The sequence below is a fragment of the Pseudoduganella umbonata genome, assembly GCF_014192225.1.
Taxonomy (GTDB): Bacteria; Pseudomonadota; Gammaproteobacteria; order Burkholderiales; family Burkholderiaceae_D; genus Rugamonas; species Rugamonas umbonata.
In genome coordinates this window covers 365,359-387,501 of the sequence record NZ_JACHXS010000003.1, presented here as the reverse complement: position 1 = coordinate 387,501, position 22,143 = coordinate 365,359, and the positions used below count along the sequence as shown (strand labels likewise).

Here is a 22,143-nt window from a genome sequence, read left to right as displayed (position 1 = left end):
CGGCGCGGTCCTCATCGGCTTCTTCGCGCTCATTCATCGGACATCTCGCCCGGGGGCCGTGCAGCCTCGATGGCGCAGAGCTGTTCGATTGTCCTGAACTCCACCGGCTTTCCGAACAACCAGCCCTGGGCATATTCGACGCCTTGCCGGCGGACGAATTCAGCCTGCTCGCGCGTTTCGATCCCCTCGGCGATCATCCGCAAGCCTATGGTGCGCGCCATGGCGATGATGTGGCCGACGACCTGGCTGGTCGGCGCGCCCGTGCCGATCGTCTCGATGAAGGAGCGGTCGATCTTGAGCAGGTCCACGTCCAGCGATTCGAGGTACGACAGGCTCGAGTAACCCGTGCCGAAATCGTCGATGGCGATGGCGATGCCCCGTTCGCGCAGCGCGGCCAGCGCGCGCCGCGCGGTGGCGGGATCGACGAATCCCCTTTCCGTGATCTCGACAATGAGATTCGCCGGCCTGGCACCGGTGCGTTGAAGCAGGCGGTCGATCGACGGCAGCAGCGACGCCGAGCGCAGGTCCGCGGCCGAGATATTCAATGCGATATGGAAGTCCGGATGCCGCGCCAGGAAATGCCCGGCATCTTGCTCGACTAGTTCGAATACCCGCTCCGTCATGCGGGTGATCAGGCCGGTCTGCTCGGCAATGGGAATGAACAGGTCCGGGCCGATGAGTTCTCCGCTATCCCTGCGCATTCGCAACAATGCTTCCGCGCCGATGCACCTGCCCGTGCGGAGATCGACAATGGGCTGGTAGGCAAGGATAAATGCATGATGCGCCAGACCATGGCGCAGCGCCGCCGCGACGGACATCTGCCGCCGTGCAAACGCCATGATTGCCACCGCGACGGCTATGCCGGCGGCCAGCCCGGCAGGCACCAGGCGGATGGCGATGGACTCGGCGCGTGCCGCGATGCGCGACAGCGGCAGGGCGGCGACGGCCACGGACGGCACGAGCGGCGAGCGCACGATGGCGACCACGTAGCGGTCATCCGCGAACGCGGTCTCGCGGCGGTGGCCGAGACGAGCAACCCAGGCAGGATCGACATGGCCGCGCGAGACGATCGGCCGGCCATCCCTGGGCCGGTCCAGCTGCATCACCGCAACGGAAACACCGCTGACGGCGGTCCAGGTATCGAGCGGCAAGCTGCGGTGAACCAGGGCCGTGAATCCTTGCCGCTCGACCGCCATCAGCGCGCTGCCGGTACGGCTGCCCACCGGGACGTTCAGGAACAGTCTCGTACCCTTCCCGGTCACGAAGGAATTGCTACCCAGTTCGATGGCCGCGTCGCCAAGCGAAGAACAGACCATGACGCCATCGCGGCTATAGCCGATGGCCTGGAGATGCGTGGATGTCAGGTCGACTTCGCGCATCAGCGCACGGGCCTGGTCGGAGCAGGGCGGGTAGCCCGACCGGACCAGCAATGCAATGCCATTGTCGACCTGGCGCACGATCTGGTCTGCGCGGTACCGTACGTCGCGCGCGAAAGCCAGCGCCAGCTCGGCTTCCGCATCGAATGCCTGGCGCTGTGCTTCCTTCCATGCGAGCCAGGGCAATAGCACGGCCTGTCCCAGCGCAGCCAGCAGGATCAGCGCATACAGGGCCTTTTTACGCGTGGATCCTTGTGGCATCGGGCAGGGCCGGCTGTCGGCATTTTATGAATGGCAGCGAAGTATACCCGCCTGGCCATGGCAAACCCTTCCGTGGAACCGTTGTCGGCCTGGAACAGGACACACGATCGTTCGATTCAAGGCACCTGATGTCCGGTGCGCGGCTCCTCCAGGCGCCAATCGCACGGCGCGGACGTGTCGTGGCGCTCCAGTGCGTCGAGTGCAGCGGCGTAGCGGCCGCCGAGGACGCGCTGCGAAGCGGCGTCGAAGTGGATGGTGTCGGACGGGCCATTGCCGGACAGGCCCGCGCTGCCGACGCAGGCACTGCGCGCCAGCGTGGCGGGGAGATTGCGATTGATGCCGGCAATCCGCTGCAGCGAAGGACTTCCCGCCAGAAAGGCCGGCACATACTGGCCGACGATGAATGGCGTCGACGGTCCGGCGCCGTCGATGTGGCTGCGCAGGTAGCCGGCAAGCGCCACCAGTTCGGCGGCGTAGGCCTCCGGGGCCATGCGGGTACCGCCGTCCGTTTCCCCCTGGTGCCAGAGAATGGCAACGAAACGCGCAGGCGCACCGCGGGCGTGCGCCGCACGCATCGCCGCATTGGCGCGCGCCACCGCCTCGGTCACCAGCGGCGAAACAGCCGCACCGGTGACGCGCCAGCTGCCGGCCTTGTCGGTGAAACCCGTGCCGCCATACGCGGCGGGTACCAGCACCAGTTGCCGGCCGGCGCCGCCGCGCGCCAGGTAGGCGTGGCCGAACGAGATACCGGGCCCGATCCGGACCGGGCGTTCGCCAAGGTCCTGGTGCGGCAGCGGGTCGCGCGCGAGGCGCAATGTATTGGCCCGCGCATCCCATGCAAGCAGGCGCGCATCGGCCGGCGTATCCGCCATCGGGTCCGCACCCAGGCCGCGGCCCGACATGTTCGACTGCCCGGCGAGCAGCACCACGTCGTACCCTGTGCCGGCGTACCGTGGAGGCGATTCGGTGCAGCCGGTTGCAAGCATGGCCATGGCCAGGAGGAAGGCGTGCAAAACGAGGTAACTCAGACCACAGCACTGATACAGCGCAGCGATTGAAAACCGGTACACCGGCGCTTCAATGCACGAAGTGGCATCGTCCGCAGGGCGGCAAAACAAGGAAATGTCACCGGCCGCGCCGCGATTTGTCTGTCGAAACCAGCGTAGCTCGGGTGAGACCTGTCGAGGCAGTTTGCGGTATTGCCGGTCGGTTGACCGCCAGGTCCAGCGTTCGTTGTGCACTGGGCACCTTCGCGGAGTAAGTCTGTGCATATGATGCGTCCCCATGCGCTGTTGACAGTGAGTGAATTGCTCGAGGGCGGTGATGCCCGCAAAGCGGCTGACCTGAACGCGAACGTTCCTGAAGCTACAGACAATGCGCAGGTCCAGTATTCTGGGTTTGACGCCTTGCTCATGCCATGTTCGACAATCCTGCTCAACGGCTACACGCGTAATCTTGCCGATCCCATGCTTTCCAGAGGAGCTGGTTCGACATCATTATTATGCTCCACTATGGCGGACCAGCCTGGCTTAAGCTTATCTAACCGGTGCCGCTGGCAGCTGTTAGAGGCCGGCCGTGCCACGATGATTGTGGTTGCTCTGCCATCTGAGAAGTACGCCGTTAAAGTTTACTTCGATGAGCAAAAAAAGTTAGCCTCCGATGTTGCATACAGTCCATCTCACGGCAACTAGAGGGCGATCGGGCAGCTCAATGCATCAGTAAGGAAATACTGCTTCAATGCTGGCGTGTGAGGGAAATAATTGTGGTTGCAATGAATAACTTATTGACTCACTAAAATATGTCTTAAGGAGAACTTTGCTTAAACTGGTAGCCCTGCATTTTCCCATGGCGGTGTTGCAGATTATGTACCGCGAGATTTGCAGCCTTGCAGGGTACGTCGCCGACGTTTAATATGAATCGATACCGAATATCGTACCGGTCACTACACCCAGTGACGCTTTGGCTTTCCGCGTGTTTTTTCCCAGGAGAGATATGTATGGATTCCAAAGCGCAAACAGTGAGGGGTGGCGCCGATGATTGGCTCATCCAGGAATTCGCTGATCTTGTTGTAGAGCATGCGAGCAGGGGGGCAGGTGCTTCCCTTCCAGAAAAAATAGCGGACCGCATTGGGGCCGCATCCGCAGCAAATCTCCAGGATCTGAAGGCCGACATTGCCAAAATCGCGATGGCAAGCGAAAGCCATGCGCGGCTGGCGAAGGGTCTTGCTAGTAGCGTCGCCGAGCAGGCGGCTGCAATTCTGGAGTTGAAAAAGCTCCTGCAAGGCCCATCGGTATCGGAAAGCCTCGATCGAGATGTCGATATGCTGTTGGAAAGAACCGACATTCTGATCAATATCCTCAACAGACAGTCAGGGAAGATCGACCAGATTGGCGAGGCAGCGAGATTCCGCGGGGTAGCTGCTCCTTCGCTCGAGAACAAGAGCATCCCACATCCCAGGCCAGCGACGGAGAACGTGAAAGCAAAGGGCTCTCTCGACACGTTCCTGGACCAGTGTACGACGGCATTGTTGTGTGCTCTTCTTACCGGGGTTCTTTTCGTATTACCCATGTACATATGGATAAGGGCGAACATAACAGATCAAGCGGCGGTACCTGGCAGGCCGCCAGCGCAAGCAGAAATGGCTCCTCCCGTGAAAGAAAAACAAGCTGATCAGCTTGCGACGCCATTACCTGAAGTACCGTCAAGAGATAAGCCTGCTCCCACAATAGATAAAAAATCCGTTGATTCCCTGAAGCCGATCAACAAAATTTCGCTAACAAAAATAATGGACGCAGGTGTGAAATTGAGCGCCTGCAGTTCCTCCAGCAAAGCCATTTCCTTCGCAAATTGCCTGTCAAATATTCATTCACCAAAGGGCGTGAAGTCCCCCATCAGAACGTCGGCGGAACTGTCTAAAGCACTGGTGCGGATTAAAAACGATGCGCCACGGCGTGAAATTGTTAGCGGGCTGTTGCAATTGCTGGCGAATGAGACCTCAGGTTCCTCGCCTGCTATTGCAGTTGACGGAAAGTCTGCTGAACCTGCCGTTAAAATACTGAGGACGCACGAAGCTGGATGCTTGAGAGGAGCGGATCAGATTTCGATGCCGGAAAAATCCGATCAAGCCCTATGGCAAGACTACATCGAGCTTTTGCTAACCCAGTGCGTGGGCGATTCCGCTTCGGCTTCCACTGGTCAGTAAAACCATGGGCCACGTCTCAGCACAACGTGTCGATTTAGGATGGCGTAACGCTGGCGGAGATTTTGGTCTGATCGCGTGCCGGGATGGCCAGCTTCCTACCTCGGTTGGCCTAGGGCTAGTGAACTGGTGTGACCGTTCTCGGGAGCATTTTACCGAACACTGGTATTGGGTTGGGATCGATCAACTGTACTGCGCACTGATCCGCGTGACACCGCAAGCTGGCGGGGAGCGCGGTGCCGCTGCAACTGCCCAGGCACTGGTGGTGAGGCGGGCCGAGATGACGTGGGGATGCGATATGCGCCCGTTGCTGAATCTGATACCCGAGGCACCGGCACAGATCGGTGCCGCCGCCGCTTGGGGCCACCACAATAATGTTACCTGCCCCGATATTGATGACATCGCAAGCTTCTTTGCGCGGATCGGTTCGCCATTGACATCGCTACTCGCTCAATTGATGGACGAGCGCAGGGGACAGATCACATCCAACGATGTACAAGCATCGCCTCGCGACGAAATAGGCACAGCCCTGCTGCTGTTTGCCGTTTGCCCGGCAGTTTTCAGTAGCCCGGCCATGCCTCGCTTTGCGTCCCGGTCAGCACCTGAAGAGACGTATTTTTCGGTATTCCGGCTTGGACCGGCATCGACCAGAGAACTGCCGTCCTATAGGAAAGCCGAGCAGTGGGTGGCGATGGGGACGCTGCTCGATTCCGCCATAATTGCCGATATCGATCCGCGCGATGACGCAAATGCACTGCGCAGCTTGCTTGGACGAGTTGTTGCCATTCGTCCTCCGGTGAGTATGCGGCTGGCCAGGATTTTCCAGGTGCTCAGCTACGATCCCCAGAGCCGCAATGCGCTGCAGGAGGCAATGATCGCTTGCGTTACAAATCTGCAGCTGACACCGCGCCTGGAATGGGTCGTGCGCTTATTACAGGATCAGGTCGAATTGACCGAGGCGGGAGTGCCATCGCTGCTCCCTTGGAAGCTGCTCGCGCATGCCGACATCCTGCAAGCATTGCACCTGACGAATCCCGAACTACTGATCCGGCACCTGGCACGTCTTCTAACCGAACTACCTGGTTCAGTTGGCAACCTCGCCAGCGAAATCAGCCCGGCGTTGCGCAATATATTACTCGACCAATATCTGCATCCACATCACCCAACGCTGTTCAGTACGTGGGTAGAGGCACGGCATGCCATCGCGCTGCAGGATTTGCTGCAAAGCGCACTGGACGAATTCGAGCGTGGCGAATTGGTTGCCGACGGCGCGAGCCATGCCGTATGCCGGATTTTAACCAGGGGCATGCAGGATCCGGAGCGCTTGCCGGCAGAGATCTCGGACGTCATTCTGATCGGACATCGGCGCATCGTCCAGTCCCCCCGGTTGTTTTCGCGAATGGTATTGGACACGGCGTCGAATCCCATGCTTTTTCTGTCCTGGTTCGGACCGGCGCTTTTACGGCAGTACAGCGGCGACCGGCGTGCGGCGGCGATATTCGTGGTAACGGTATTCGATGAATTGCGCCATCTAGGCCTCTGGGGCGTGCTACAGACGGCGTTGCGCAAGGCACGACTGTCGAAGACGGTCGATATCACGCCCGCACAACGCACCTTGCTCGCACTGTTTGATTTCGTGGGCCAACGCCGCTCCAATCAATCGGTGCCAGGTTTGCCAAAGCGGGGGACAAAATGGTAATCGATATTGCAGTGCCGAGCCAGGGTGACTCGGTTACTTGCGGCGATTGTGGATGCAAATATCCTGTGTCTTACGAGTTTTGCCCCAATTGCGAAACGCGCAATCCTCAGTATTACGCGGCGCCGCCATCGCAAAGGCCAACCGAGGGAGGTGAGCCAGTGGACGAGGACGCGTCTATCCGCGATGCTGATGAACAGCAGAACGCCATGAAACAGATGGCGCACGATGCTGCGCCGCCATACCTGCATAGCGCGCCTGAAGCAGATGGAGAGCTCAGCGCGACCCAGCGTGCTGCGCAAGAGCTGGCAAGGAGAATCAAGGAATTCCGGGAAAATTATTCAGGTGGCACTGTCGTGGTGGTATTTGGGCTTCCCGCCCATGGCAAGACTTTTCTGAATAAAAGACTGGTACGGGGAAATTCGCCTGAGCAAACGGGTCTACAAGGTGGGGCTACCGAAGGCACACGACGCGGTAGTTATACATCGACCGAAACGCAGTTCGCGTTCGACAAGACCGCACATTTTATGGTCATCGATCTGCCTGGAGAAGATTTTAATGCGCACATGGCGGGCGAGCCGCTCTCCGAAGTCTATCCCGCTGCCCTTGAGGCAATGGATGCGATTATCATTTATATGTCGGCTGGTGCACTGCCGGCGCCTAAAGGCGGCGCCCGGACGACCGGCGAGGATCCTTGGCACACGCAATATGTCGTAGGCGCGGGGCGCCGCGGCGGCATCAGCCCGGAAAGTATTTATATCAGATTTTTCAGTTATATCCGCACGCAACTCAAAATCGATGAACCGGCGCATACCGATCAGGAAGCGGTCCGCCAGGCCGTGGATGGATCAGCAATAGCCGGTTCGAGCCCGCCGGGAGGCGATCACGAGTTTGGCATAGAAGATCCGGTTGTCGCGCTGGTCCAGCAGGCAACGGGATTTAAGCCAGTCTATTTTGCAGTGTCAAAGGCCGATCGGCTGCCATGCTGGGTAAATCTGCGCGACATCGCTATTCCTCGCGAACGCAGTTCACTTCAAGCGCTCGCTGGAATGTCCCAATCCCTCTTCAGGGCCGTACTCGGGGCAAAGCCCATGTTCTATGCAGCCGGCCATGTCTGCAGTCATGAGGGGCAAATAGGAACGACAGAGGCATCGAACGACTCCTTCGGCGTTACGCGCATGTTCCATATTATCTGGAAAATGCGCAAGGCAGTGCTTGCTCAAGAGGATCCTGCGATGTTCAGGATGCTCGATAATGCGGTAATGAATCCGCTCGAGGGGCAGGGACTGCTGCGTAGAATAGATCAGTGGCTGATGAGTTTAGTTAAAATCAGTAAGCAAGCCGAATTCGACTTTTCGCACAGGTATTCGCGGGCTTGTCGTGTGATATTGGCGGCTGGGCCTATTTTGCTAATTATCGCCGTTGCCGGCCTGTTTACTTATCGGTCCGCTGAAGAGGTAGCGAAAAGCGAGCGCTTGAATATCGATGAACAGATACGCGGGCAAGCCGGGTTGCCAGCAGGTTTTGCCCTCGATGCCGGCGAACTCTGGAAGCGCCCGTCGGATTGGAGGGATGTCGTGAGAAGGCAGTTGAGGAAAGACAAGGACACTTTCCAAGTAGAGGAGGACTTTCTGGTAGCTGCTCCGCCGCAACAACCGAACGGCCTGGTTGCGCTGATGCCAGATCCGAATTCGAAAAATGGCAGGGAAGTTACCAGGATATTCGGGGAAATTACGAAATGCAGGAGTAATCCGCGGTGCGGGCAGGGCCGCCCGCCCGAGTTTACTTCGGCGGATACTGTTACTCGACGCGCTTTTCACTACGCTTCCGCCCTGGAGCAGTATTACCGCGCCCCGCAAGATGGCGACTATGTGAGCCGGATCCAGGCGGCGCTGAATGAGTTCGAAGCCGCCCGGATCAACACCTTCAAGAACAGTCAGTCGTTGAATGAGTTTGTTCTCCCTACAGTGGCTCGTCAGTTGATAATGGCCCACGCCGGCTTTCGTGTCGATTTTAACGAGCAGGACGCTATGGCACGCTATGGTAATGCACTCGAGGAGGCATTTAATGTGGGTGGCAAGGCGCGACCGTTGAATGAGGACGCGCTTGCCAAGATTGGTGTCGATCGCAATCAGCTGGCTCGTCATATGCTCGCAGCGACTTTGGTCAGCAAGGCTGACGACAATGCAATGATATTGGAGCTAAAAAGGCGCCTGAGCCTGCTAGGATTGGAGGCCGGGCATGATGCCCTGCTGAAGGTTTCGTCTTCCACCAAGAGTTTTTCCGACAAAGCAGTTGCCTGCCTTGTTACGCTGGGAATGTTTGATCCATCTGGTCAGCGAACTTCCGAAAGCGAATCGTCCGTCGATTATCGCCGCTGCACGGTGCGGGATGCAGGTCCCGCCAACTCGACATTCGGGAAACAGATGTGGGTGCGGTCACGTTTGGTCGATGCAGATACCTGGGCCGATCCTGCCAAGCGAACAGACATTTCCTTTAGTCCCTATCTCGATGCCATCAAGCATGCAATTGCGGACGCGGCAGCAGATTCAAGTCTCAGCAGCAGTGAGCGTAATGCTTTGTCCTCCCTTGGCTCCATTAACGATCCAGGAAGTGCAAAGTTTAAACCTTTGCACATAGCAATCATGGTTGCTATGGGGTTAGCTTCCGGCGCATTCGCTTATTTAACTTGGTGCTACCTGACATTGCGTGCAGCTTTGGTCTTGCGGATCAGCCCTTACTGGAAAGATTAATGACGACTGTTGCTGGTCCCGCGGACTAGTGCGGCAGCCGGCAACGCCACGGTAGCCAAAGCAGTGGATTTTTCGTGTCAGGCCAGCCGAAAATTTCCCAGGATAGGTGGCTGTCTCGGGTTATTGCAAAGACATATGGCGCGGAAAGCTCGCTTTCACTCACGATCAGTTGCCGGTTGACCCACTCGATCAAACTCTGGAGCGGTCAGCGGGCCCACCGGGAGTACGAATGAACCCGTTTTTCTTTTCGTGCCTGTGCTGCCTGACAATGGTGTGGCTGGGCACCCGTTATCGCTGGATGCCAGTCGCCTGCTGCTTCACCAGCGCGATCTTATTGATTGGTGCTTTTGGAACGCTGGCGGGGAGTCATGTGCGCGATCACGTCGGAGAGATTGAAAATGCTGAATTTCGCGTGCTAGGTGCTTTCCGCGCCATTGTCTATGGGCTGGCGTTCCCCCGCGCACGCGGAGTGCATTTTGGCGACGAGCACGGCACGGTGTCGATACGGCCCGAGTCCGCGCTGGTCAGGGTATCCGGCGTGCCGCCCGGGACTGCCAGCGTCGAGCAGGGCATGCTTGTACTGAGCAGTGTTTTCCACGATGGTCGCTTGTTTACTGCCCAGGCAAGTGACGGGATATCGAAAGCTTATGGCTATGTACGTCATGCCTTGCCCGATAGCGCAGAATTTTGTCTTGCTGAGAAAGGGGCGCAAACCTGCGCAAATTCGCCGTTCACCTGGAAAATCGATAATCGTGGCAGGCTTACAGTTACACAAGGAGGCACCCACTCTCCAGCCTGCGAGCTTCCCCGTAGCAGGGGAGGTAACCGTATTTTTCCTTTGGAAAATTTTGGTCGTCCAAATTGTACTGGTGGATCACTCGAAGCAGTCGATTTCCGCAATGGAGTACACCCCTTCGTGTTTCTGCAGGGTAGCGGCACGGAACGATTCATCGCGTCGATAGCGAACCAGAACACGATCACGCAATTAGTCGTGCTGGCAAACGGTGTGCCGATACTTCCATCCCCTTCGTCTCGCCTGCCTGTCGGCGAGAAGGTGCCACTCACCCTGACAGTACTGCAAGTGGACGTCACCGCGCCTGAAACCGTGCCCAAGGTTAATGTGTTTCTTCACTACATCGGCCTCGGTGGGTACAGTGTTGAAGTTGGCGTAAGCCGACTCCTGTCGATGGGGGCCTTCAGCCTGCGTAGTGCAGGTGGTCCTGACGGAGTGCTGCAAGTCATGCTGGAAAGCCCTATGCGGTCGACCGTGTCAGTGCTGGACACCTGTGGCAGCCGGGGGGACTTCGCTATCAGCGGCTATCACGATGTGCCAGCGAATCTGAGCATGGCGGGAGAATTCAAGATTAATGTTTTGTCATCGATGGCAACCGTCAACGGAAAGGGTGCCGTCGTAAGTGCCGAGCGTGCCAGGACTGGAACCGAGCTGTTCGAAGCGGGTTGCTCGGGGTTCGGTCGTGCGGTGTTCAATGTCGCCAGCCCGAACGGCGTGATCGACAAAGTCTCCAGTGGAGAACCCTTGGCGCTTGGCGATTCCGCCAATGCCGGTCATATACTATTGACAATTTCAGAGATAGGCCTGCCAGTCTGGCCGCTGCTGCTGCTCGCCAGCGGCGCCTGTAGCCTGCGCGCGGTGATTCGGTACTGGACTATTCGCCAGGCATCACTTCCTTATCCCTTCTGGGGTTTGGCTCTCCTTACCTTGGCCGAAAGCCTGATATTGCTGCGCGTATTGTCAGTGCTTCAGGAAGCCGCCTATGGCGCCGCCAGCGAGCGACGAGTGGAATATACCTTGTTCTGGTTTGTCGTATTGCCATTGATATTTGAATTACTCGTTGCTGCACGTGTTTTGCACGCATGGCGCAATGGCCGCTTGGGAACGATCTTAGCCCCCTTGGGATCCACTTGGCATCGACGGCGCGCGGCACCGCGCTGGGTATTCTTTGCCGTCGGCTTTGTACCACCGTTGATACACCTTATGTTGGTGCTCGCAGGCATACGGGAAAAGGGCGTAGGTGGGCTGAGCATTACGATTCTGCTGGTCCCGCTATATGTGCTGAGTTTTGCCTGGTTGTATTTCCAAGCTAAATCCGTACCCGAGAATGGGGGCCGCCATACGTGGGCGTTGTCGCTGTCATGGGCTGCTTGCATGGCACTCGCATGCGGGGCATTCTTCCTTGCAAATGACACAGGAGCAGTCTTTGTATTCCTTACTGGTCCTGCCCTGCTGTTTGCGGCCGACGCCATGCATACCGGCCGTGTCGAGCTAAAGCAGGGCGCGCGACGCTCCGGCCCCATCTTTTACTTGACCCTTCTCGTCACGGTGATATTGCCGGTGCTGGCGCTATCGGCCTTGTTGCTATCGGTTCGATTGCCGCCCACTGGGCTTTGGGCAGCTAATGTCGCTGTTGTGACTGAGGGTTACGGATGGGTAGCCGGTCTCTTTGCCCTGGCTGTTTTTTGCTGGATGCTGGCACAGGTGCGAACCACGCGGCAACAAGTCACTTTATGGCCAGGGATTGTCGCCCTGACGATACTGCTGGCAGGCTTTGCAGGCACCGGGCCGAGGGAACAGCAGCCCTGCCAGGGCAATCTGGCCACATTGGCCGCCTGCTATGAACAACGCAGCATGGGGCCAAACGCCTTGCGTGTGGCTCGACTGCTGATGCCCGAACGGATACAGGGCAGCGTGTCACGCGAGGGTATCGGTATGGAAGAGGTATTCGATGAGCTGGATTTCCTGTCCGGTCAATGGGCAGGCACATCCGGAAGGGGTCTCATGACGCTCTACCCCCGGATTGGGCTCAATCGGTATGACAACGCTGCTGCGCTTCATCTGATCGCACCGTTTGGCACCTGGACCACCTATTTGTTGATGTTGGTATTCGGCACTCTGCTTGTGTATGCATTTCGTCAGCAGAGACGCATGCCGTTGAGTTTAGGCGTCACGACAGCTGCCGTGGCCACAGTCGTGTTCTGCAGCGCGTCGCTTTATATGCTTGCCGTAAATCTTCAATGGGTATTGTTTACAGGGAAGAACGTGTATCTGACCAGCGCTCTGTCGTGGTCTGATCTGATGGAGGGCGCTTTTGTATTGATCATCGGCCTGTCGAGTTTCCCAGTGCATGCTGCAGAGGTGACATCATGATTATGAGGACTGCTTTTCTGCTGCGTGTGATGTGCCCTCTACTATCCTTCTGGCCCAGTCTGGCGGTAGGCACCGAAGCAGCTCCAGACAGAGCGTCGTCTGCATTTGTCGAGATGGTCAATGTTCACGCGATCAAGATGGACATGCTTTGCGGGGAAAGGCAAGTCAGGACCAAAGAAGGGCATGCCGTGGCGGCAGGCCGCTGCCTGAGTCAGTCGGCATCCGTAGACGAAAGCGAGCCTGGAGCCGAACATACTTGCATAGTGCGTATTGCTACCGCGTTGGCACCGAAATTCCAGCAGTATGCTGCGCTTCATCGCGAAATCTTGCGTAGCCCGCTACCGGGCGAGGTTTACCGCTTTAATCACCCAAGAACTCCCGCGGATCGCGATGTCTTCGAACTGAATGAAGAGACTTGCATGATCCGCCGTTATCTGGGTACAAGCCGCGGTTTCAAGCCTCCGATCAGCGTTGCGACTACAAACTTATTGGTGCAGTACGCCACTGAAGCAGAGGCCGGCGGTGAAGAGTTGCTCGTCGATCTTTACGACAATAAGCCGCGTCGACGCGTCCAGTTGCAACCGGTTACTCCCGAATACGAAAACCGAACACATCATCTCGAACTCACGAAACCACCGTCGGAGTCATCGCCCTTGGCCAGTGGGCGCATACTGATTACCTATCAGAACAAAAAGATAGCTGAATGGGACAGGCGGCTCAATTTGTCTATCTTGCAAAACATGCCTGACCTGAAAAATGGCTCAGTGCGTCTGCATCACCCGCACGCTACCGAAGATCTGATCACCTTGCGCGCTGGTTCCAAGATTTTCTTTCCTGTCGGAGCAACGCTGACGATCAGGAAGCCGACTCTGGCCAATACAGGCAAGCGTTCTCCGGCAACATTGCTAAAGGATGCTGTATCCATCTCGCGGGTAGGAGGCGAGCAAAAACCGCTGTTCCAGCAAACAGCGAAAGGCCACATACGCTGGGGCCAGAGCCCGACCAATTTCGAAGTGCAGATTGTCGAGGCCTTACGTACTGTGGGGAGTAACGTTGCTGCTCGCGTGACCTTATCGCTCGATCCGGGTATTTCGAAGGAACTTTTTGGCCTTCTGGATGACTCGATAAAGCAGTTGAGAAAGGAACTCACATCGGACAAGTCTGGAAAGAGGGCAATGGGGAGCTCTCGCCCATTGTATGGATCAATCACCATGATAGACGCCTGGAATGGGGAGGTAATAGCCTTGGCTGGCTATCCGGAGTCGCCCGCGCCACGCGCCTATACAAACGGTGATTATCGTGCCGTGCCAGTTCGAGAGGAGGGATTGAAAAGGCGAGTGATTGGTTCGGTAGCGAAAGTTCCGCTGGCCTTTGCGGTGATTGCGGGCCGTCCGGAACTGCGAAACATGACCTTAAGTAACTATCAAAAAAATAGTATCGACACCGTGCTTGGCTACGCCTTAACACCTCCCATCGAGACACTTCGCCCAAACAACTGTGCGCCCGAAGTGGTTTTTCGTTGCTTTATTGCTTTTTCGATCAATAAGTATGCGGTGAATTTGCTGGCGTTGGGGGCCGTCAAGAAAGACACACCCCTAACGGGTGGCCAGGACCCAGAGGTGAAAATCGCCGGCCAAGCCGTACTGTCGCCACCCCCTGGATATCTATTTTCGAGCAACGTCTTCGGCGGCGACCTAGAAACCTTGCCATGGGCGCAACAGGCAGTACGCATGTTCGACCTTGGCGTGCACTTTGAGGATGCTGATCCGCCTGCTCACCATGAGTACATGTGGCGTCAAGCATTACTTAAACCGCCCAGGAGCGCCGAGCCGCTCTACCTGATCGCGCCTGAGCAGGAGAACTTCAGGCTGAATTTGGCCAATAATTTCCGGTCTGACTACCTCAATCTGATCCTGGGCGGCGGCGACTCTCGCTGGTCCTCCGTGAAGGTAGCGGAAACATATGCCCGACTGGTCTATGGTTCGCTAGTGAAAGCAACTTTTGTCAAGCCTGGAAAACCGGAAGGAAAACTATTCGATAACAATGACCCGGCCATGGCCCAAGCGCACGGGGAATTGCTGGCAGGCTTGCGCGATACGGTCGTTATCGGAACGGGGGTATCAAAATCTGGCATCAAAAAGCTGTCCGATGTGAAGCGGGCATGGAATAACAAAGCCAGCGAATCAAATCTCACTATCGAAATGTATGCGAAGACAGGGACCCCTGCCGTTGCCGCGCTACCCAATTCCCAATGGACTGAGCGGATCAGTGGACTCATCAAGGCGAAAATCATTCGTGTGCGGCCTCGCGACGACCCTGCAGAAGGCAATGATTTCTACTATATGGACAAGGTGATTGATGGCAACCTAGTGGCTGCACAAGGCTCGCGCGCAGCCACTACAGCTGGTCACGCTGCTCTCACTACGAGGACGCTTCAGTTTTTCGCGGATTTCAATGCTTCCTCTATCGATGACCAGCAAGAAAAGTGCGCAATAACAGGAGAGGAGGTTGTTTGCAAGGACGCAGAAGAACGAACACTCGGCCCGGCCGCCGGGCGTAACCTGGCACTCGTCATCGAGGTGCGCCGCAGTGGCAAGTTTTGCCACGCTGTTTCGCTGGCGTATTCGCACTCTTTCCGATCCGAGAAAGTATGGTGGAAAATGATCGGGGATTCCCTGCAGCTTGATGGCAGCATTGCCCGGCACGTTTGGTCTCGTGCGTTGAAGGCATGCGATGAATAAGTCACTCATAAAAGTCGGTTGCATGGTTGCTTTTGCCATGGGAACGATTGCTGTCGGTGCGGTCAAATCAAATTTGACGGAATATGGATTGCGGCAAGTGCCAAACTTCGAACTGGCCAAGTCACAGAACGCCAGCTTTTCCGAAGGGCTTTATTGGCGCAAGATCCGTGTGCAACGTCAAATTTATTGGCAGGATCTGAAGGAGGAATTCCAGCTCTCACAGTCCATGGTGGAGTGGAGCTATGCCTGTACGAGAGGTTGGCAGGTGGACTTCGGAAAGTTGAAGCAAGAACGAATATACCGCAATGACGAGATCACAATTGTCCTGAGAAAGGATGCGTGCCCGCGAAAACAAGCGGAGGAAGACTCGTCATAACGCCTTTGCAGTCAATACTTGGATCATACGTTCGCCTCAGCCTGCCGACGCGACTGGATATTGCCGAATAGCAGCATGGTGAACCGCGAGCTGCTCGATCTGTTGTTCAGGCTGGAAGGTCTGGTGCCGCCGGTGCCGGCGATCGAAACCAACGACCTAGCCATATTGCTGGGGCGTTGCTGAACAGCGATCACGTCACGCTGGCCTCGGCGCACCAGGCAGATTACGAGATCCGCGCCGGGATGCTGGCTGTCCTGGATATCAAGCTGCCCGATACGACGCGCGTCATCGGCATCACCGACGCGTGGCCAGCGACCGATTCCCCGCGCGTCGGCGCTCATGGCCGAATCAGGCGGATTGCAAGAGGTCGTCGGAGTGATCACAACGCTGGCGCCTGGTACCGAGAGTTCGGACGGCGGGACCGGAGTCTTCGGAAGTATGCGTTCATACGTTATCGCGCCGAAAACAGCAAGTGCGTGAGCGCGCGCGGCGGGAAGCATGGCGTTCCGGTATTCTGCAATCCTGCCCAACGTTTGCTACGCTCTCCATCGGGATCGTCATTGCGCATTTGAGCGTCGGCCGCGCTGGAAAACGTGCATCCAAGATATCCCACGTGACAATTTGACGACACGGCGAGCCATTACCGCCGGTGTTGAGCGCGGGAGTAATATTTCCTATTGGCATTACATGCTACCATGGGCCACTGCATTTTTTCCCGTGATTTACGCCATGGTTTTCCTGCCCCGTTTCAAGCGCATCGCCCTGGCACCATCCCTGGCGGCGGTCTCCGCAGCCGTCATGCTGCTGCTGACCTTCGTCACGCTGCAGGTGGTCGGCCAGAGCATGGCCAGGCAGGTCGAGCAGGAAATCGGCCAGAACCTTGCCGAACTGTCGTTCCAGACAACGGACAAGCTCGACCGTGGCATGTACGAGCGCTATCGCGAGGTCCAGCTGATCGCCGAGCGCTACGAAATCACCAGCGCGAGCGTGCCGGTGCCTGCCAAGCGCGCCGTGCTCGAGCGCATGCAGGAAACCCACCCTTATTACGCGTGGATCGGCATTACCGACAACAGCGGCCAGGTCAAGATCGCCACTGGCGCCCTGCTCGAAGGGAAGAACGTCGCGGCCCGCCCGTGGTTCCAGGCGGCCAACAGGGGCGTGCACCTGCTGGACGTGCACGAAGCCGTGCTGCTGGCCAAGCTGCTGCCCAATCCCACCGGCGAGCCGAAGCGCTTTTTCGACGTCGCCTTTCCCTATCGGGACGCGGACGGGCAGGTGCTGGGCATCCTCGGCACGCACCTGAGCTGGCAGTGGGCGGCCGATGTCCAGCGCTCCGTGCTGCGCCCGCTGGCCGAGCGCAAGGGCGTCGATACCCTGATTCTCAGCAAGGGCGGTGCCGTGCTGCTTGGCCCGGCGGAGTATGCGGACAAGGTCCTGGACCCGCAAAGCTTCCAGCTGGCCCGGCGCGGCATGAACGGCGCCGTCATCGAAGCCTGGCCGGACGGCAGGCGTTACCTGGTGGGCTACAGCAAGAGCCGCGGCCACGACTCGTATCCGGGCCTGGAGTGGACCGTGCTGGTGCGCCAGCCGCTCGACGAGGCGTTCCGGCCCGTCGACGCGCTGCGCGCCAAGATCCTGTGGGGCGGTATCGGCGCGGCGGCCCTGGTGTCGCTGCTGGTATGGCTGCTTTCGCGCGGTATCGCCAGGCCGCTGGAGCGCATTACCCGCCATGCCGGCGAGCTGACGGCGGGCCAGCTGGACCGGATTCCGCCCGTGCACAGCCGGCTGGCGGAAGTGCAGATCCTGCAGGCTGCGCTCAATGAACTGCTGGCCAAGGTGCGCGTCAAGGAAGCGGGCCTGCGCGACCTGAACGCCACGCTGGAAAAACGTGTCGTCGAGCGCACGGCCGCCCTGCACGCGGCCGTCGAGGACACGCGCAAGAGCGAACACCGGGTGCGCGCCATCATCGACACGGCGCTCGACGCCTTCGTCGGCGTCGACGCGCAAGGCCGCATCACGGACTGGAATCCCCGCGCCGAGGAGATTTTCGGCCGCACCCGCGCCGAGGTACTGGGCAAGACTGTAACGGAAACCATCATCCCGCCCCGTTTCCGCCAGGCCCACGAGGATGGCATGCGCCGCTTCGGCGTCGGCAGCAGCTCCGGCGTGGTCGGCAAGCGGCTGCAGCTGTTTGCCCTGCGCGGCAGCGGCGCCGAGTTTCCCGTCGAGATGACGATCGGCCTGATCGACGCGGGCGACACGCACTTCTTCGGTACCTTCATCCAGGATATTTCGCAGCGCAAGGAAATCGAAGACACGCTGGCCAGGGAGCGCGAACTGCTCGACGTCGTGCTCGATTCGATCGACGTGGGCGTCGTGGTCTGCTCGCGCGACGGCGAGGTGACGATGTTCAATCGCGCCGCGCGCGAGATCCACGGCCTGCCATCCACGCCACTGCGGTCCGACGAATGGGCCGACCACTACCGTCTTTTCCTGGGCGACGGCCAGACGCCGCTGGTCGCGGAGGGGGCGCCCCTGTTCCGCGCCTTGCGCGGCGAACTGGTGGAAAACGCGGAAGTCGTCGTCAGGCCTCTCCACGGCACGCCGCGCTTCCTGTTCGCCAGCGGCCGCGCGCTGCATGCGCAGGACGGTACCGGCATCGGCGCCGTCATCGCCCTGAAGGACGTGACGGTGCTGAAAGAGTCGGCACGGCGGCTGGAAGCGAGCGAACGGAGCCTGCGCACCATCACGAACAACCTGCCCGTCCTGATCGGCTATGTCGACCACACGGAGCGCTACACCTTCGCCAACGCCACCTACGAAACCTGGTTCGGCGTACAGGCCGGCAGCATTCCCGGCAAGACCGTCCGCGAGGTGATGGGCGAGGAGCTGTACCTGGCGCACCGCGACAAACTGCGCGGTACCGACGACGATGTCACGTTCGAGATGACCATCGGGCAGGGCACGCTGGCCCGTACCGTCGAAGTGACGCGCATTCCCGACGTGCACGACGGCGTCTGCAACGGTGTCTACGTGCTGGGTGCCGACATCTCCGCAGCCAAGCGCCACGAAGAGGAATTGCGCCGGCTGGCACGGGTCGACATGCTGACCGGCCTGCCCAACCGCCGTTCCTACCAGGAAGGCCTGGAAGCGGCCGCGCAGCGCGCCCGGCGCAGCGGCCACGGACTGGCGCTGATGTTCCTCGACGTCGACCATTTCAAGCAGGTCAACGACACCCTGGGCCATGCCGCGGGCGATATCGTGCTGCAGGAGTTCGCCCGCCGCGTGAAAGGCGCCGTGCGTGTGACCGATACCGTCTGCCGGCTGGCCGGGGATGAATTCACCGTGATACTGGAAGGGCTGAACGGGCGGGACGAGGCGGCCCTGGTGGCGGAAAAGATCATTGCCGCATTCCAGGCGCCGTTCGACCTGGCCACGGGTGCGCGCAAGGTGTCGACGAGTGTCGGAGTCGCATACACGAAGGAGTTCCCCGTCGTGCTTGCCGAACTGAACGAGACCGCCGACCGGGCCCTGTATGCCGCCAAGTCGCGGGGGCGCGGGTGTTTCACGGTGGCGGACATGCGGGCGGAGAAGGCAGCCTGATGGCGGGGAGCAGGACTGCCTGAAAGGCCACGTCCTGTCGGGCCAAGTACTGGAACGGGCCCCGGCCATGTCACCGGCATGCAGGCATATCGGTTACACTGCTTGCTCTTCGAACAAGATCATCATGTCATCACCGGGCGTGTGCCCCCTGGTACCGGCACGCAGATCTGGCGCGCCGACAGCGACACCGCGGCGCTGTTGCCGAGCCATCGCGACTGGATGCCTGTCCATGCGCAGGCAGCTGTTGCATTCCTGACGGGGCGTCTCACGCACATGGATATCAGACCGGGAATATCGTTTGTCATGCGGCGCTCCAGGCTCATCCTGCTGTGGCCGCTTCTTTCGCTATGCATTGCCGGACTGGGCTGGTCATCCATCCTCGACTCGCTCGAACGGGAGCGTCGCGCGCTGGAAGAGGATGCGCTGCGCGATGCCGCCACCATCGCGCGGGGTTATGCCGGGCACCTGGCCCGCACTTTCCACATGATCGACCAGATCCTGCAGCACGTGCGCTTCGAGTGGGCGCTCAGCGACCAGCGCCTGCGGCTGGAAGGCCACAGCGCGCCCGGGCTGTTCCCGTCCACGCCGATCTTCAACGTCGGCATCGTGGGCCCGGATGGAAAACTGATCACCAATACGCTGCCTGTCCGCGCCGAGGATGTGTCGGACCGGATGTATTACCGGTTCCACGCAACGCAGGTGGCGGACACCCTGTACGTGGGCGAGGCGGCGAAAGGCCGCTCGACCGGCCGCAGCGTCGTGCATTTTTCCCGCCGCCTGGCCGGCGGCGATGGCGCCTTCGCGGGGGTAGTGCGTGCGGCGGTCGCGCCGGCCTACCTGACGGCCAATTACGACCGGGTCACCCTTGGCGGCAACGGACTGCTGTCGATCCTCGGCAGCGACGGCGCGATCCGTGCCAGCCGGGTTGGCGAAACCACCTATGCGTCCTATACGAGTCCATTCGCCGGGGCCCCGGGTGCCGCGGCGTTGCGCGATGCGCTGCTGGCCAGGCCTGGGGGCAGCATGCTCGTCGATGGCGCCAGGTGGTTCGGCGACCGGCGCAACCGTTACCTGGGCTGGCAGCAGGTGCCCGGGTTCCCGGTCGTTGCCATTGCCGGCCTCGACGAGCAGGAAGCCTTTGCCGCCTTCGCGAAGTTCAGGGCGAACACGCTGACGCGGACGATCATCAGCAGTGCCGTCCTGGCCATCTTCACGCTGATCGCCATGGCGCTTTCCGTGCGCCTCGGCTGGCGCCAGTACCAGGTGGAACTGGCCCGCGAAGCCTACCGGCTGGCGACGGAAGAGGGCACCGAAGGGTTCTACATCTGCCGTGCCATCCGGGACCGGAATGGCGGCATCGCCGACTTCGAAGTCGTCGATTGCAACCAGACCGGGGCCGAGCTGTACGGCAGGCCGCGCCAGGCCCTGATCGGTGCCCGGCTGTCGAAGCTCCACCAGGCGGACGACAGCGACTGGCATGCCCGGCTGCGGCACCGTTTCATCATTGCCCTGGAACGCGGCGTCTTCGAGGACGAGATCGAAGTGCCGTTGCAGGACGGGCGGGAAAAGTGGTACCGCCTGAAGATGGCGCACTCGAAAGGCCTGCTGTCGGTGACCGCCTGGGACATCACCGAGAGCAAGCAGCACATGTTCGAACTGGAGCGCCGCGGCAACGAAGACCTGCTGACCGGGCTGCCCAACCGCCACTGGATGACCGCCTACCTGCCGGCCGCCCTGCAGCGCGCCGGCGACAGGAACGGCACGGTGGCACTGCTGTTCGTCGATCTCGACGGCTTCAAGAACGTCAACGATACCGCCGGCCATCTGCGCGGCGACGAGCTGCTGCGCAATGTCGCGAAACGCCTGCGACTGGCGGTCCGGCCGACGGACCACGTCGTGCGGGTCGGCGGAGACGAGTTCGTCGTGGTCGTCGAGCAGGTGCAGGACCGCGCCGCGGTGGCCCAGGTCGCGGAGCGGGTATTGCAGGCGTTCCAGGAACGGTTCCGCATCGCCGAGTGCAGCTACCCCGTCGGCGCGTCGATCGGCATCAGCCTGTTCCCGGAAGACGGTGCCGACATGCAGGAGCTCCTCACCCATGCCGACGCTGCCATGTATGCCGTCAAGACGAGCGGCAAGATGAACTATCGTTTCTTCGATCGGGACTACTACGAGTCCATCCGCGCGAAGATCGACCGCAACGCGGAACTGCGGCACGCGCTCGACGCCGACCAGCTGATCCTGTATTACCAGCCCCGCGTCGAGGTGGCCACCGGCGAGACCTGTAGCCTGGAGGCCCTGGTCCGGTGGGCCCATCCGGCCAGGGGGATCCTCGAACCGATCGATTTCATTCCGCTTGCGGAGGAAACCGGCTTGATCGTGCAGCTCGGCGAAGTCGTCATCGACAAGGTCTGCGCGCAGATCGCCCAGTGGTCGGAGCAGGGCAGGCACGTGGTTCCGGTTTCCATCAACGTATCGCCCCGGCAGTTCAACGAATCCGACGTGACCGACGTCCTGCGCAAGGCGCTGCTGCGCCATGGCGTGGCCCCGCGGCTCGTCGAGATCGAACTGACCGAGTCGTCGATGACGGCCGACAGTGCCCACGTGTCGCGGGCCCTGGAAACCATGCAGCAGCTGGGGATCGCCCTGGCCGTCGACGATTTCGGCACCGGCTATTCGTCGCTGTCGCAGCTGCAGCGCCTCGATTTCGATGTGCTCAAGGTGGACAAGGCGTTCACCGCCGAACTGGAAAAGACCAGGGAGGGCAGCGTGTTCTTCACGGCCATCATCACCATGGCCCACGCGCTGGGCATGCGGGTGGTGGCGGAGGGCGTCGAGACGGCCGGCCAGGCCCGGCGGCTGAAGCAGCTCGATTGCGACGAGTTGCAGGGCTACTTCATCTCGATGCCGCTGCCGGCCACGGCGACGCAGCCGGTGCTGGCACGGTGCGTGTGGTAGCCATCGCCCGCCTTCGT

12 protein-coding genes are annotated in these 22,143 nt (G+C 59.8%); 9 read left to right on the top strand and 3 right to left on the bottom strand.

Going from position 1 to position 22,143, the window contains the following annotated elements:
- Window positions 1-29: 29 nt before the first annotated feature.
- Both FHS02_RS10325 and FHS02_RS10320 read right to left on the bottom strand, forming a co-directional pair.
- The gene (locus FHS02_RS10325) at window positions 30-1,637 is read right to left on the bottom strand and encodes an EAL domain-containing protein (RefSeq protein ID WP_137313346.1); all 1,608 of its coding nucleotides are present in this window, start codon (window positions 1,635-1,637) and stop codon (window positions 30-32) included.
- A gap of 116 nt (window positions 1,638-1,753) precedes the next feature.
- Window positions 1,754-2,623, bottom strand: coding sequence for a sialate O-acetylesterase (locus FHS02_RS10320; RefSeq protein ID WP_175424766.1), 870 nt, complete (start codon window positions 2,621-2,623; stop codon window positions 1,754-1,756).
- A gap of 285 nt (window positions 2,624-2,908) precedes the next feature.
- Here FHS02_RS10320 and FHS02_RS10315 point away from each other — a divergent pair, with 285 nt between their 5' ends.
- From FHS02_RS10315 to FHS02_RS10285, 7 genes are all read left to right on the top strand, one after another.
- Complete coding sequence (locus FHS02_RS10315; RefSeq protein ID WP_137313344.1) at window positions 2,909-3,328, top strand: hypothetical protein; 420 nt, start codon at window positions 2,909-2,911, stop codon at window positions 3,326-3,328.
- Window positions 3,329-3,633: 305 nt separating this feature from the next.
- Window positions 3,634-4,839, top strand: a complete 1,206-nt coding sequence (locus tag FHS02_RS10310) for a hypothetical protein (protein WP_137313343.1) — start codon at window positions 3,634-3,636, stop codon at window positions 4,837-4,839.
- Between the two features lie 4 nt (window positions 4,840-4,843).
- The gene (locus FHS02_RS10305) at window positions 4,844-6,535 is read left to right on the top strand and encodes a hypothetical protein (protein WP_137313342.1); all 1,692 of its coding nucleotides are present in this window, start codon (window positions 4,844-4,846) and stop codon (window positions 6,533-6,535) included.
- 158 nt (window positions 6,536-6,693) lie between these two features.
- A complete protein-coding gene (locus tag FHS02_RS10300) occupies window positions 6,694-9,285 on the top strand; it encodes a hypothetical protein (RefSeq protein WP_137313341.1) in 2,592 nt (863 codons plus the stop codon).
- A gap of 229 nt (window positions 9,286-9,514) precedes the next feature.
- Window positions 9,515-12,451 carry a hypothetical protein gene (locus FHS02_RS10295; RefSeq protein WP_137313340.1) on the top strand — a complete coding sequence of 979 codons (2,937 nt, stop codon included), beginning with the start codon at window positions 9,515-9,517 and terminating at the stop codon, window positions 12,449-12,451.
- On the top strand, window positions 12,448-15,192 hold the full coding sequence (locus FHS02_RS10290; RefSeq protein WP_137313339.1) for a hypothetical protein: 2,745 nt from the start codon (window positions 12,448-12,450) through the stop codon (window positions 15,190-15,192). Before FHS02_RS10295 ends, FHS02_RS10290 begins: the two co-directional genes overlap by 4 nt.
- A complete protein-coding gene (locus FHS02_RS10285; RefSeq protein WP_137313338.1) occupies window positions 15,185-15,568 on the top strand; it encodes a hypothetical protein in 384 nt (127 codons plus the stop codon). Before FHS02_RS10290 ends, FHS02_RS10285 begins: the two co-directional genes overlap by 8 nt.
- A 23-nt stretch (window positions 15,569-15,591) precedes the next feature.
- On the opposite strand, the gene FHS02_RS10280 is transcribed toward FHS02_RS10285, so the two are convergent.
- Window positions 15,592-15,909, bottom strand: a complete 318-nt coding sequence (locus tag FHS02_RS10280) for a hypothetical protein (protein ID WP_137313337.1) — start codon at window positions 15,907-15,909, stop codon at window positions 15,592-15,594.
- Window positions 15,910-16,297: 388 nt separating this feature from the next.
- Here FHS02_RS10280 and FHS02_RS10275 point away from each other — a divergent pair, with 388 nt between their 5' ends.
- Entirely contained in the window at window positions 16,298-19,171 is a 2,874-nt protein-coding gene (locus tag FHS02_RS10275; RefSeq protein WP_175424765.1) for a sensor domain-containing diguanylate cyclase, read from the top strand.
- A gap of 303 nt (window positions 19,172-19,474) precedes the next feature.
- Window positions 19,475-22,126, top strand: coding sequence for a bifunctional diguanylate cyclase/phosphodiesterase (locus tag FHS02_RS10270; RefSeq protein WP_221403829.1), 2,652 nt, complete (start codon window positions 19,475-19,477; stop codon window positions 22,124-22,126).
- The last annotated feature ends 17 nt before the right edge of the window (window positions 22,127-22,143 follow it).